Source organism: Methylibium sp. T29-B, assembly GCF_000576225.1.
GTDB lineage: Bacteria > Pseudomonadota > Gammaproteobacteria > Burkholderiales > Burkholderiaceae_C > Methylibium > Methylibium petroleiphilum.
The window spans coordinates 25748-39918 of the sequence record NZ_AZSN01000019.1 but is presented as its reverse complement, the minus strand read 5'-3'; the positions used below and the strand labels follow the sequence as shown (position 1 = coordinate 39918).

General features: G+C 67.8%; 11 protein-coding genes and 1 pseudogene. 6 read left to right on the top strand and 6 right to left on the bottom strand.

Translation table 11 applies throughout. From position 1 onward, the window contains the following. The 6 genes and pseudogenes from Y694_RS25515 to Y694_RS05285 all read left to right on the top strand — a co-directional run. Positions 1-248, top strand: a 248-nt coding sequence (locus Y694_RS25515; protein WP_231497550.1) for a hypothetical protein, incomplete at its 5' end; no start/stop codon positions are given. A 209-nt stretch (positions 249-457) separates the two neighbouring features. Then, positions 458-2626, top strand: coding sequence for a TonB-dependent receptor (locus Y694_RS05305; RefSeq protein ID WP_036230503.1), 2169 nt, complete (start codon positions 458-460; stop codon positions 2624-2626). A gap of 88 nt (positions 2627-2714) precedes the next feature. Next, positions 2715-4091 carry a sensor histidine kinase gene (locus Y694_RS05300; protein WP_051495587.1) on the top strand — a complete coding sequence of 459 codons (1377 nt, stop codon included), beginning with the start codon at positions 2715-2717 and terminating at the stop codon, positions 4089-4091. 217 nt (positions 4092-4308) lie between these two features. Next, positions 4309-5015, top strand: a pseudogene (asd, locus tag Y694_RS05295) (archaetidylserine decarboxylase). Between the two features lie 87 nt (positions 5016-5102). Next, a complete protein-coding gene (locus Y694_RS05290) occupies positions 5103-6098 on the top strand; it encodes an HD-GYP domain-containing protein (protein WP_152543355.1) in 996 nt (331 codons plus the stop codon). Positions 6099-6144: 46 nt separating this feature from the next. Beyond that, on the top strand, positions 6145-6609 hold the full coding sequence (locus tag Y694_RS05285; RefSeq protein ID WP_231497552.1) for a CreA family protein: 465 nt from the start codon (positions 6145-6147) through the stop codon (positions 6607-6609). A gap of 46 nt (positions 6610-6655) precedes the next feature. Here the strand turns inward: Y694_RS05285 and fba are convergent, their stop codons facing one another. From fba to Y694_RS05255, 6 genes are all read right to left on the bottom strand, one after another. Further along, on the bottom strand, positions 6656-7693 hold the full coding sequence (gene fba, locus Y694_RS05280; RefSeq protein ID WP_036230500.1) for a class II fructose-bisphosphate aldolase: 1038 nt from the start codon (positions 7691-7693) through the stop codon (positions 6656-6658). A 54-nt stretch (positions 7694-7747) separates the two neighbouring features. Continuing rightward, complete coding sequence (locus tag Y694_RS05275) at positions 7748-8929, bottom strand: phosphoglycerate kinase (RefSeq protein WP_036230497.1); 1182 nt, start codon at positions 8927-8929, stop codon at positions 7748-7750. 20 nt (positions 8930-8949) lie between these two features. Next, a complete protein-coding gene (gap, locus tag Y694_RS05270; protein ID WP_036230494.1) occupies positions 8950-9969 on the bottom strand; it encodes a type I glyceraldehyde-3-phosphate dehydrogenase in 1020 nt (339 codons plus the stop codon). A 51-nt stretch (positions 9970-10020) separates the two neighbouring features. Next, positions 10021-12099 carry a transketolase gene (gene tkt, locus Y694_RS05265; protein WP_011830373.1) on the bottom strand — a complete coding sequence of 693 codons (2079 nt, stop codon included), beginning with the start codon at positions 12097-12099 and terminating at the stop codon, positions 10021-10023. 70 nt (positions 12100-12169) lie between these two features. Then, positions 12170-13048, bottom strand: a complete 879-nt coding sequence (locus Y694_RS05260) for a phosphoribulokinase (protein WP_011830372.1) — start codon at positions 13046-13048, stop codon at positions 12170-12172. Between the two features lie 45 nt (positions 13049-13093). Next, positions 13094-14167: a class 1 fructose-bisphosphatase gene (locus Y694_RS05255; protein ID WP_011830371.1), complete on the bottom strand. Its 1074-nt coding sequence runs from the start codon at positions 14165-14167 to the stop codon at positions 13094-13096. Positions 14168-14171 lie beyond the last annotated feature (4 nt).

Genomic DNA, 14171 nt, shown 5'->3' with positions numbered 1-14171 from the left:
CCGGGGGGAGCTTGCGCTACGACGGCCCCATCGAGCGGGCGCTCGCGACGTGGAACTGCTGGAGGCCGCGCAGTTGGCGCATCGCCATCGTCACCGCCATGGCGCTGGCGAGCATGTTCACATGCACCTGCACGCCTGGGAAACGCCAGGCTGAGAACAGGCCGGCAACCGATCAGCAGGAGAGTGTGCCAACTGGAAAGCGCGGCTTCCGGGCAATGTCCATGCAAGTCAGCTCGTGCGGCGAATGATGCATCCGATATCGGCGCTTGTCCGTACGTGGCAGGGAGCGTCCGAAGCGCTGCATCGGCACAAGTTGTTCAGCTGCTTGTTGCGGGCTGGTACGAATAATGTATGAGCACTAGAAAATTTATCTTACACAGATCGTTCGGGAGGGCTTGAACCAGTCTCGCGTCGTGGCGCGTGGGCTCGCCGACACGATCAGGAAGGAGACAAAGCCATGCACGAAAGCAAGCCCAACCGGGAGGCTCGCAGCGGGGACTTCGCCGCGGTGTCCTCCCATCGGCAATGGCCGTTCAACCTGGCGCTGCAGGCGATCTCGCTGGTGGCGCTGAGCAACAGCGCCGTGGCACAGACACCAGCGCCGGAGGTGCCGATCACTCAGCTCGAGCCGATCGTCGTGCAGGGCAACTACAACAACTCGATCGGCAGTTCGGACGCCGCAAGCCAGGGCACCGTCACGGCCAAGCTGATCGAGAACCGCCCGACGCTGCGGCCGGCCGAGGTGCTGGAGTTCGTGCCGGGCGTCATCGTGTCGCAGCACAGCGGGGACGGCAAGGCCAACCAGTACTACCTGCGGGGCTTCAACCTCGACCACGGCACCGACTTCGCGACCTTCGTCGACGCAATGCCGGTCAACATGCCCACGCACGCCCATGGTCACGGCTACAGCGATCTCAACTGGCTGATCCCGGAGCTGGTCGATCGCATCAACTACCGCAAGGGGCCCTATTACGCGGAGGAGGGCGACTTCGCCTCGGCCGGCGCCGCGCACATCCGCCTGGTCGACACGCTGCCCAAGGGCATCGGCTCGATCACCTTCGGCGAGAACGGCTACCGCAGGGGCCTGCTGGCGAACTCCGGTGCTGTGGGCGATGGGCAGTTGCTCTATGCGCTGGAGGCCGGGCACAACGACGGGCCCTGGGACAACCCCGAAAATTTCCGCCGCCTGAACGGTGTGTTGCGCTACAGCTTCGGCGACGCCCAGACGCGGTCCGTGATCACCGCGATGGGCTATTCGGCCCAGTGGAGTTCCACCGACCAGATTCCAAAGCGTGCCGTCGACCAGGGCCTGATCGGGCGCTTCGGCGCGTTCGATCCCACCGATGGCGGCGAGACCTCGCGCTACAGCCTCTCGTACGACCTGACGCAGAAGCTCGACGACGGCAGCTTCAAGTTCAGCGCCTATGCCGTCCAGTCGCGCTTGAACCTCTTCTCCAACTTCACCTTCTTCCTCGAGAACCCGGTGGACCTCGACCCGACCGTGGCGAACGGTGACCAGTTCGAGCAGGCGGAACGCCGCAAGGTGGTCGGCCTGAACACCAGCCGGAGCTGGAACATGAGCTTCGAGGGCCGCGAGGTGATCAACACCCTCGGGGCACAGGTCCGGCACGACCGGCTCGATCCCGTGGGCCTGTACGGCAACGTGGCGCGGCAGCGCGTCAGTACCACCCAGGAGTCACGCGTTCGCGAGACCAGCGTCGGGGTCTACGGCGAGAACGCCACGCAATGGCTGCCGTGGTTGCGCAGCGTGGCGGGCTTGCGGTTCGATCGGTTCGCGTTCGACGTGGACAGCTCGATTCCCCAGAACAGCGGCAAGAAGAACGACAGCATCGCGTCGCCCAAGCTGTCGCTGATCTTCGGCCCGTGGAGCAAGACCGAGTACTTCGCGAACTACGGCTACGGCTATCACAGCAACGACGCACGCGGTGCGACCGCCAAGGTCGCGGCCAAGGATCCGACCGTGGCAGTCCAGGCGGTCGACCCGCTGGTTCGCTCCAAGGGCGGGGAACTCGGCCTTCGCACCGAACTCGTGCCGGGTCTGCAGAGTTCTCTGGCGCTCTGGCACCTGAAGCTGGACTCCGAACTGCTGTTCGTCGGTGATGCCGGCGAGACCGAACCCAACCGGGCCAGCAAGCGCTACGGCATCGAATGGAACAACCATTACGTGGTCCGACCCTGGCTGCTGTTCGATCTGGATCTCGCGGCCTCGCGGGCGCGCTTCAGCGAGGACGATCCCGATCCGACGGTCGGCAACCACATCCCGGGTGCGGTGAACCGGGTCGCTTCGCTGGGCGTGACCGTGACCGACCTGGGGCCTTGGTTCGGGCAGTTTCAGTTGCGCTATTTCGGGCCCCGACCGTTGATCGAGGACAACAGCGTGCGATCGAGTGCCACGACCCTGGCCTACCTGCGTGTCGGCTACAAGGTCAGCACGGACGTGAAGCTCGCGCTGGATGTCTTCAATCTGTTCGACCGCAAGGCCAGCGACATCGACTACTACTACCCGTCCCGCCTGCAGGGGGAACCGGCCGGCGGCGTGGACGACATCCATTTCCACCCCGTCGAACCGCGGAGTCTGCGCCTGACGCTGACGGCCAACTTCTGACCCATCGGCCAGCGGTGCGGACATGGGGAGCGTCGCTGGGCATGCATCGTGCTCAAATGGATATTCATTCGCTCGCGCCCCTGTCTCGATGGCCCGCTCCCTGCCTCCCCGTCCCTCGCTGAGTGCCCCGCCGGCAGCCACCGACGCGGGGCAACCCGGCCAGATCGAGGGCGTCGACGAATCGACCTGGATGGACGTCATCCAGAAGATGGACGAGGTGTATTCACAGCTGGTGCTCGACGAGATCGAGCTCGAGCAGAAGAACACCGAGCTCGAGCAATCCCAGCAGTTCATCTTCAGCGTGTTGTCCGCCATGTCGGATGTGCTGCTGGTGTGCGACGAACACGGCGTGATCGAAGAGACCAATGCCGCCCTGCGCGAGCTGGTCGGTCGCAGCGATGCCACGCTGCGCGGCATGCTGTTCCACGACCTGCTGGCCGACGAGGCCAGCGGCGAAAGCGTGCGCCAGGTGCTGGCCAACGCGACGCCGTCGCGGCAAGGCGAGGCCGTCGAATTGAACCTGCTCGATGCGCAGGGGCAGAGCGTGCCGGTCGACGCCAACTGCACGCCGCGCATCGCGCCGAACGGCCGGCGCGTCGGTACGGTGTTCGTCGGCCGCCCTACGGCCGAGATCAAGCGGGCCTTCCACGAGCTGCGCACCGCGCACGAGGCGCTCAAGCGCGCGCAGCAGCAGCTGCTCCACTCCGAGAAGATGGCCTCGCTGGGCCGGCTGGTGGCCGGCGTGGCGCACGAGCTGAACAACCCGATCAGCTTCGTGCTCGGCAACGTCCATGCGCTCAGCCGCTACAGCGACCGGCTGCGAACCTACCTGGAGGCCGTGCATGCGGACGAGCCGCCGGCCCGGCTCGCCGAGATGCGCAGCAAGCTGCGCATCGAGCACCTGCTGAATGACCTGCCGTCGCTGATCGAGGGCACGCTCGAGGGCGCGCAACGCACCGCCGACATCGTCAACGGTCTGAAGCGCTTCTCGGCGATGGACCCGGAGGCGCGTGTGCCGGTGCTGCTGAACGACGTGATCGAACGGGCGATCCATTGGGTCAGCAAGGGCACCGCGCCCAGCTTCGAAATGAAATGGACGCCGGGCCCTCCCTGCACGGTGACCGGCAGTGCGGGCCAGCTGCAGCAGGTGCTGATGAACCTGCTGCAGAACGCCTGCGACGCCGCGGCCAGCCGTGCTGGCGAGAGCCCGGTGCTGTGGATCGATACCGAGCAGGACGGCTCGCGGGTCCGCCTGCGCCTGCGCGACAACGGACCCGGCATCCCGTCCGAGCACCTGACGCGCATCTTCGACCCCTTCTTCACCACCAAGCCGGTGGGCAAGGGCACGGGCCTGGGTCTGTCGATCAGCTACGGCATCGTCGAGCAGCACGGTGGCACGCTGAGTGCGCGCAACCACCCGGACGGGGGCGCCGAGTTCACGCTGGAGCTTCCGCTGACGGAATGACCGAGCCGATCGTGCCGCGGACGCGGCTCGGCGCTCGCTACACTGCTGCGCCTCCGCTCCGTGTCCTTGCCTCGTGTCCGAACGACTTCCCGTGCTGCTGCAGTACCTGGTGCCCCAGCGGGCGCTGACGGTGTTTGCCGGCTTCGTGGCCTCGGGGCGCTGGGGCGGCATCACGACCGCCATCATCCGTCGCTTCGTCCGCAAGTACCGGGTCGACATGAGCGAGGCGGCCGAGCCCGACATCGCCCGCTACACCCGCTTCAACGACTTCTTCACCCGGGCGCTGCGCCCGGGCGCCCGCCCGCTGGCGTCGGCCGAACTGGTGTGTCCGGTCGACGGCGCGATCAGCCAGTTCGGCGCGATCGAGCGCGACCAGATCTTCCAGGCCAAGGGGCACCACTATTCGACCCGCGCGCTGGTCGGTGGCGACGCGGAGCTGGCGGCGCGCTTCCAGGACGGGCAGTTCGCCACGCTCTACCTCAGTCCGCGTGACTACCACCGCATCCACATGCCCTGCGACGGCCGGCTGCTGCGCATGATCACGTGCCGGGGGACCTGTTTTCGGTCAACCCGGTCACCGCGCGCGGTGTCCCGGGGCTGTTCGCGCGCAACGAGCGGGTGGTCTGCGAGTTCGACGGACCGCTGGGGCCCTTCGTGCTGGTGCTCGTGGGGGCGACCATCGTCGGCAGCATGGCCACGGTCTGGCACGGCCAGGTGAATCCCCCGCGCAGCGGCCGGCTGCGCGAGTGGCGCTATGCCGACCGCGAACTGCGGCTGCGGCAGGGTGAGGAGATGGGGCGGTTCCTGCTGGGGTCGACCGTCGTGGCACTGTTTCCGCAGGGTTCGGTCCGCTTCGATCCGGGCTGGGAGCCCGGACGGGCAGTGCGCCTGGGCGAGGCGATGGCGTTCGCTCCGCTTCTGTAGGGGAATGAGGTTCGACTGATGTACGAGTGATCGGCACGGTTACATTTGCGGGTGGACGCTGAGCGTGACACACCGGAGATTCCCCGATTGAACTCGCTGACCTCTTACCCGGAGCCTTCCGAGCCCAGTGCGGCAGCCGGCGACGACCTAGTGTCCCCTTCGCAGGCAGCCCTGCCGTCCGACCTGACAGCGATCCACCACCAGTTGCTCACGCTGTTGCGGGCGCCTGGCCAGGAAGGGGCGTGGGTCTCGCTGATCGATGGGGTCGGCCGGCGCATCCGGGCACTGGTCGAGCGCGACGCCGACATGGCGCTCTACCTGCAGGTGCAGAGCGCGCAGCGGGTGCAGGATCACTACAGCAGCCAGCACGCGCTGTTCTGCGCGGTGGTGGTCGACCTGTGCCTCCACCATCTGAACGTCGGGGATGCCGAGCGCCAATCCGCCGCGCTCGCGACGCTGACAATGAACCTCAGCATGATGGAGCTGCAGAACGAGCTGATCCATCGCGAGCGCACTCCGACGCTGGACCAGCGGCGCGTCATCGACGGTCATGCGCAGGCCGGTGCCCAGTTGCTGCGGCAGGTCGGTGTGCAGGATCCGGTCTGGCTCGAGATCGTCGAACTGCACCACACCGATCCGCCGCCGGAGACCGGCTTCGCGGCGCTCAGCCCGACCCAGCGCCTGGCCAGCGTGGTGCGTCGCGTCGATGTCTTCACCGCCAAGATGAGTTCGCGCCGATTCCGGGCCGGGATGCCGGCCACCCTGGCGGCGCGTGCGGCCTGCCTGGGGCCGGACGGGCGGCCCGATGTGGTGGGTTCGGCCGTCATCAAGTCGCTCGGCATGTACCCGCCCGGCAGCTACGTCAAGCTGGCCAGCGGTGAGGTGGCCGTCGTCACGCGGCGCGGCGTCAAGGCGAACGAGCCGGTCGTGGCCAGTCTCGTCGGCCGGGATGGTCGGCCGCTGGCCGCGGCCACACCGCGTGACACGGCCGATCGCAGCCATGCCGTGGCAGGTATCGTGCGGCCGGCCGAAGTCCGCGGACCGGTGCCGCCGGTGCGCGTGGGCGTGTCCGACCGCCTGTGAAACCAGGGCGGCCGCTGTGCGCCGTCAGGAGAGAGCGATGAGAACGATGACCTTCCTGCTGCTGGCCGCGGGGCTCGGTGTGACGGCGAGCGCGAGCTCGCAGCAGGTCGGCGAGGTCGATACCGTGTTCAAGCTGATCGGGCCGGACCACAAGATCGTGGTCGATGCCTACGACGACCCCAAGGTCGCTGGCGTGACCTGCTACGTCTCGCGCGCCAAGACCGGCGGCATCAAGGGAGCCGTCGGCTTGGCCGAGGACAAGGCGGAGGCCTCGATCGCCTGCCGGCAGACCGGCGCCATCAGCTTCCTGAAGCCCCTGCCGGAGCAGGAAGAGATGTTCAGCGAACGCCAGTCGCTGGTGTTCAAGCGCCTGCACGTGGTACGCATGGTCGATCGGGCGCGCAACACCCTGGTCTACCTGACCTATTCCGATCGGGTGATCGAGGGTTCGCCGCAGAACAGCGTCACCGCCGTGCCGATCGACCGGGCGCTGACCATCCCGATCAAATGAAAACGGGGTGCCCAGGGCACCCCGTGACGGCGTGAGCCGATTCAGCTCAGGCGTAGCGTTTCGCGCCGGCTTCCAGCGACACCGGCTTGATCTTCGAGGCCATGCCGGCGCAGCCGAAGGCTTGGAAGCGGTCGACGCACACGTCGCGCGCCGCGGCGGTGGCGTCCTTCAGGAACTTGCGTGGATCGAACTCGCTGCGGTCCTTGCCCATCGCGCGGCGCATCGCACCGGTCATCGCCAGCCGGATGTCGGTGTCGATGTTGACCTTGCGCACACCGAAGCGGATGCCTTCCTGGATCTCCTCGACCGGCACGCCGTAGGTCTCCTTGATGTCGCCGCCGTGCTCGCGGATGATCGCCAGCCATTCCTGCGGCACCGACGACGAGCCGTGCATCACCAGGTGCGTGTTCGGGATGCGCGCGTGGATCGCCTTGATGCGGTCGATCGCGAGGATGTCGCCGGTCGGCTTGCGGCTGAACTTGTAGGCGCCATGGCTGGTGCCGATGGCGATGGCCAGCGCATCGACACCCGTCTTGGCCACGAAGTCGGCCGCCTGCTCCGGGTCGGTCAACATTTGCTCGTGGGTCAGCACGCCTTCAGCGCCGACCCCGTCCTCTTCGCCGGCCATGCCGGACTCGAGTGAACCCAGGCAGCCGAGTTCGCCCTCCACCGACACGCCGATCGCATGCGCCATGTCGACCACGCGGCGCGTCACGTCGATGTTGTACTCGTAGCTGGCCGGCGTCTTGGCATCTTCGAGCAGCGAGCCGTCCATCATCACGCTGGTGAATCCGGAGCGGATCGACTGGATGCATACAGCCGGGCTGGCGCCATGGTCCTGGTGCATCACGATCGGGATGTCGGGGTACATCTCGGCGGCGGCCTCGACCATCTTGCGCAGGAAGGGCTCGCCGGCGTACTTGCGTGCGCCGGCAGAGGCCTGCAGGATCACCGGGCTGTCGGTCTTCTGGGCAGCCTGCATGATGGCCTGGATCTGCTCCAGGTTGTTCACGTTGAAGGCGGGTACGCCATAACCGTGCTCGGCGGCGTGGTCGAGCAGCTGTCTCAGGGAAATCATGGCCATGGGTCGGCTCCGGTTGCGGGGTTCGTCAGGATCGGGAAGGGGCGGGACGGGGCCTCAGGCGGCGCGGTCCTGGAGCGCCTTCACAGCGGGCAGCGTTCTGCCCTCGAGGAACTCGAGGAAGGCACCGCCGGCGGTGGAGACATAGTCGATGTCCTTGGCCACGTCGAAGCGGTTGATCGCGGCGACGGTGTCGCCGCCACCGGCGATCGAGAAGGCCTGCGATGCGGCGATGGCGGTGGCCAGCGTGCGGGTGCCGTAGGAGAACTGCTCGATCTCGAACACGCCCAGCGGGCCGTTCCACACGATGGTCTTGCAGGGCGCCAGTCGCTCGACGAGGGCCTGCATCGACCGAGGACCGAAGTCGAGGATCAGGTCGTCGGGCCCGACCTCGCTCAGCGCCTTGATCGCCGGGATGGCGTGCTCGGAGAACTCGGTGGCGGTCACCACGTCGATCGGCATGAAGAGCTCGGCGCCGCGCGCTGCGAGCGTCGAGGCCACCTGCGCGGCCGTCTCGACCATGTCCGGCTCGCACAGCGACTTGCCCACCTTCTGCCCGGCGGCCAGCAGGAAGGTGTTGGCCATGCCGCCACCGACCACCAGCAACTCGACCTGGTCGGCCAGCGACTTCAGCACCGACAGCTTGGTCGACACTTTCGAACCGCCGACGATGGCCGCCAGAGGCCGGGCCGGCCGAGCCAGTGCGCGTCCGAGCGCGTTCAGCTCCGACGCCATCAGCGGGCCGGCGCAGGCCACCGGGGCAACGCGCGCCAGGGCTTCCGTCGTGGCCTCGGCGCGGTGGGCGGTGCCGAAGGCGTCGTTCACATAGACATCGCACAGTTCGGCCATGCGCAGCGCCAGCTCGCGCGAGTTGGCCTTTTCGCCCACATTGGCGCGGCAGTTCTCCAGCATCACGGCCTGCCCGGGGGTGACGTCGAAAGGCCGTGCGAGCCAGTCGCCGATCAGCGGCACCTCGCGGTCGAGCAGTTCACCGACACGGCGCGCTACCGGTGCGAGCGAGTCGGCCGGCGTCAGTGCGCCCTCGCCGGGTCGACCGAGGTGCGAGGCGAGCATGACGCGCGCCCCCTGGGTCAGCGCGTGGCGGATGCCGGGGATGCTGGCGCGGATGCGGGTGTCGTCGGTGATGCGACCGGCGGCATCGAGCGGCACGTTGAAGTCGCAGCGGATGAACACCCGCTGGCCGCGCAGGTTGATCTGGTCCAGGGTCATGAAGGCCATGTCGCGCTCCGCGTTCGCCTTCAGGCCCGGGCCATCGCCAGGGCGGTGTCGAGCATGCGGTTGCTGAAGCCCCACTCGTTGTCGTACCAGGCGCAGACCTTCACGAGCCGGCCCGAGACCTTGGTGCAGCTCGCGTCGAACACGCTGGAGCGCGCGTCGTGATTGAAGTCCATCGACACCAGCGGCTCGTCGGTGTAGCCCAGCACGCCGGCCAGCGGGCCCGTGGCCGCGGCCGTCTTCATCAGCGCGTTGACCTCGTCGACGCTGGTATCGCGTTGGGCAGTGAACACCAGATCGACCAGCGAGACGTTGATGGTCGGCACGCGCACCGCGAAGCCGTCGAGTCGGCCAGCCAGTTCGGGCAGCACCAGGCCCACCGCTGCGGCGGCGCCGGTCTTGGTGGGGATCATCGACTGCGTGGCGCTGCGCGCGCGGCGCAGGTCCTCGTGGTACACGTCGGTCAGCACCTGGTCGTTGGTGTAGCTGTGCACCGTGGTCATCAGGCCGTTGGCGATGCCGATGCCGTCGTTGAGCACCTTGGCCACCGGTGCCAAGCAGTTGGTGGTACAGGAGGCGTTCGACACCACGGTGTGCCCGGCCCGCAGCACGCCGTGGTTGACGCCGTAGACGACGGTCGCATCCACGTCGGCGCCGCCGGGCGCGCTGATCAGCACCTTCCTCGCCCCGGCGGCCAGGTGAGCCCCGGCCTTGGCCTTGCTGGTGAAGAGCCCTGTGCACTCCATGACGATGTCGATGCCGTGCTGCTTCCAGGGCAGTTCGGCGGGGCTGCGGATCGAGCTGACGTGGATGCGATGCCCATCCACCACCAGGTCCGATCCCTCGTGGCTGACCGGCAGGCCGAAGCGACCGTGCACGGTGTCGAAGCGGGTCAGGTGGGCGTTGGTCTGGGCATTGCCCAGATCGTTGATCGCGACGATCTCGATGTCGCGTGCCGCGCCGGTGCGCTTGGATTCGAACAGCGCGCGGAGAACGTTCCGGCCGATGCGGCCATAGCCGTTGATGGCGATGCGTGTGGTCAAGGCAGCCTCTTCGTGAAATGGGAGTGAAGGGGAGAGGGGGGCGGGAACGGCTCAGTTGGACGACAGCACGGCGTTCAGTTCGGTGCCGAACTCGCTGTCGGCCGCGATGGCGCCTTGCGGACGGACCAGCTGTCGCGCGCGCTCGGCGGCGGCCTCGGCCGTGAGTCCGAACAACTTGAACAATTGCGCGGCCGGCGCCGATTCGCCGAAGCGGTCGAGACCGATCACGTCGCCACGCTCGCCCACGTACTTCCACCACAGACCGGTGCTGCCAGCCTCGATCGCCAGACGCGGCAGGTGACGCGGGATCACCGCGCTGCGGTAGGCGGCGTCCTGGCGATCGAAGGCGTCGAGGCAGGGCACCGACACGACGCGCGCGGGGATGCCGTCAGCCGCCAGCAGCGCGGCGGCCTGCAGTGCGATGCCGATCTCCGAGCCGCTCGCCAGCAGCGCGACGCGCTCGCCCTCGGGGCGTCGCAGCACGTAGGCACCGCGCGCGATGTTCTCGATGCGTTCGCGCCCGTCACCGCCGTGTGGCAGGGCCTGGCGCGACAGCAGCAGGCAGCTGGGGCCGTCATCGCGCCGCAGCGACTGGCGCCACGCGACGGCCGTCTCGGTCGCGTCGGCCGGGCGCCAGACGTCGACGTTGGGGATCAGCCGCAGGCTCGACGCATGCTCGATCGGCTGATGGGTCGGGCCGTCTTCGCCGAGACCGATGGAGTCGTGCGTGAAGACGTAGACGACCGGCAGGTGCATCAGCGCCGACATGCGGATGGCATTGCGCGCATAGTCGGCAAAGGTCAGGAACGTACCGCCGAAGGGCCGGTATCCGCCGTGCAGCGCCACGCCGTTCATGATGGCGGCCATGCCGAACTCGCGCACGCCGTAGTGCACGTGGTTGCCGGTGCCGCGCCCCTTGAGCGGACGGTGGCCCTTCCAGTCCGTGAGGTTGGAGCCGGTCAGGTCGGCCGAGCCGCCCAGCAGCTCGGGCATGGCTGGTCCCACCTCCTGCAGCACGTCTTGCGAGGCCTTGCGGGTGGCCACGGCGGCATGCCGGGCCTCTGCGCCCTCGATCGCCGACGCCAGTGCAGCCTCGGTCCTGTGGTCGAGTGCGGGCGTCGCGGACAGCCTGCGCAGCAGTTCCGCGGCCAGTTCGGGATAGGCCTTCGCATAGGCGCCGAATCGGTCGTTCCAGTCGCGCCGCCGGCGAGCGCCGGGCTCCAGCGCCGACCAGGCCTGCTCGATCGCTTCGGGGATATCGAACGGCGCCGCCGTCCAGCCCAGTGCCTGGCGCGTCAGCGCGATCTCGGCCTCGCCCAGCGCCTCGCCGTGAGCCTTGGCGGTGCCGGCGCGATTCGGCGAACCCTGGCCGATGCGCGTCTTGCAGCACACCAGCACGGGCTTGTCGGAGGCCTGGGCCTGCGCGATGGCACGGTCGAGCGCCGCGAAGTCGTGTCCGTCGACATCCCGCAGCACCGTCCAGCCGTAGGCCTCGAAGCGGCCCGGCGTGTCATCGGAGAACCAGCCCTTCACGTCGCCGTCGATCGAGATGCCGTTGTCGTCGTAGAAGGCGATCAGCTTGTTCAGCTGCCAGGTGCCGGCCAGCGAACAGGCCTCGTGGCTGATGCCTTCCATCAGGCAGCCGTCGCCGAGGAAGACGTAGGTGCGGTGATCGATCACTGCATGGCCCGGGCGGTTGAACTCGTCGGCCAGCAGCTTCTCGGCCAGTGCCATGCCGACGGCATTGCTGATCCCCTGGCCCAACGGGCCGGTGGTGGTTTCGACACCGGGCGTGACGTCGATCTCGGGGTGGCCCGGCGTGCGCGAGTGCAGCTGGCGGAAGCGCTTGAGCTCGTCGATCGGCAGGTCGTAGCCACTCAGGTGCAGCAGCGCGTACAGCAGCATCGACCCGTGGCCGTTCGAAACGACGAAGCGGTCGCGGTCGATCCACTTCGGATCGGCCGGGTCGTGCTTCAGGTGGTGACGCCAGAGCGCCTCGGCGATATCGGCCATGCCCATCGGCATGCCGGGATGGCCGGAATTGGCTGCCTGCACGGCGTCCATCGCGAGGGCGCGGATGGCATTGGCGCATTGGCTGCGCAGGGCCAGGGTGTCGGGTGTAGCGTTCATGGGGGAGCCCGGGGATGAGGTTCTTGGGGGTCGCGCCGATGGCGGGGCGGCACGATGCGCCGCGCTGCGATCAGGCCGCGAGCCGCTTCTTGCGCCGCTCGATCAGGCGCATCACCATCGGCGTGAAGATCAGCTGCATCGCCAGCTCCATCTTCCCGCCCGGTACAACGAGCGTGTTGGCGCGCGACATGAAGGAGTCGTGCAGCATGCTCAGCAGGTAGGGGAAGTCGAATCCGCGCGGGTCGGCGAAGCGGATCACGACCAGGCTTTCGTCCGCCGTCGGGATGGTGCGGGCGATGAACGGGTCGGAGGTGTCGACCACCGGCACGCGCTGGAAGTTGATGTGGGTGCGCGTGAACTGCGGACAGATGTAGTGCACGTACTCGTGCATGCGGCGCAGGATCACGTCGGTGACGGCCTCGGTCGAGTAGCCGCGCGCGTTCCGGTCGCGGTGCAGCTTCTGGATCCATTCGAGGTTGATGACCGGCACCACGCCGATCAGCAGGTCGGCATGCCGAGCGATGTCGACCTTGTCGGTCTTCACCCCGCCATGCAGCCCCTCGTAGAACAGCAGTTCGCTGTCCGGCAGCGTCTCCCAGGGGGTGAAGGTGCCGGGCTCCTGCTTGTAGGGGGCTGCCTCCTCGGCGTTGTGCAGGTACTTGCGCGCCTGGCCCGTGCCGGATTCGCCGTAGCCGCGGAACAGTTGCTCGAGTTCGGCGAACAGGTTGGCATCTTCGCCGAAGTGGCTGAAGTGCGGGTTGCCGGCGGTCTCGTGTTCCGCCATCGCCGCCTTCATCGCCTTGCGGTCATAGCGGTGGAAGCTGTCGCCCTCGATGATGACGGAGCGGATGCTTTCGCGGCGGAAGATGTTCTCGAAGGTGCGGGTCACCGACGTGGTGCCTGCACCCGACGAGCCGGTGATGGCGATGATGGGATGCGATGCGGACATGGCTGCGCCTATGAAGAAGGAGAAGAACGGGCGGCGGTTGCCGTGTCAGCCGGCTTCCGCGAACAGGCCGCGCTTGCCGAACAGCGGCGAGTTGTAGGGGGTCGGAGGTTCGTCGCGGTGGTAGGCCTCGATGCGGGCCACCTCCTCGGTCGAGCCGAACACGAAGCCGATGCGCTGATGGATGTCTTCCGGCTGCACCTCCAGCAGGCGCTTGCGGCCTGTGCTCGCCATGCCGCCGGCCTGCTCGATCAGGAAGGAGATCGGGTTGGCCTCGTAAAGCAGGCGCAGTCGGCCGGCCTTGTTCGGATCCTTGCTGTCACGCGGGTAGAGGAAGACACCGCCGCGCATCAGGATGCGGTGGGTCTCGGCGACCAGCGATGCGATCCAGCGCATGTTGAAGTCGGTGCCGCGCGGGCCGGTGCTGCCGGCCAGGCACTCGTCGACGTAGCGCTTGACGGCCGGCTCCCAGAAGCGGCTGTTCGACGCGTTGATCGCGAACTCGCGGGTCTTCTCGGGGATGCGAAGGTTCGGATGGCTCAGCACCCACTCGCCGAGCTGCGGGTCGAGCGTGAAGGCGTGCGTGCCGTCGCCCAGCGTCAGCACCAGCATCGTCGACGGCCCGTAGATCGCGTAGCCACCGCAGACCATCGTCGTGCCCGGCTGCAGGTAGTCCTGCGGTTGCGGGTCCTGGCGTGGCTGCGGCGCACGATGGATCGCGAAGATGCTGCCGACGGTGACATTGACGTCGATGTTCGACGAGCCGTCCAGGGGGTCGAACATCAGCAGGTACTTGCCCCGGGCGTACTGCGGCGGCAGCGTGTACGGCGCCTCCAGCTCCTCGGACACCATGCCGGCCACGTGCCCGCCCCATTCGGTGGCGCGCAGGAACATCGTGTTGCTCAGCACATCGAGCGTCTTCTGCTCCTCGCCCTGCACGTTGCCGGAGCCGGCGCTGCCCAGCACGCCGGCCAGCCCGCCGAACGCCACCTTGCGCGAGATCGCCTTGCAGGCGAGCGACACGTCGGTGATCAGTGCATTGAGCTCGCCGGTCGCGGCGGGGTGCTTGCGCCGTTCCTCGATGAGGAACTGCGTGAGGGTCGACTTTCCTCCAGTGGGCATGACG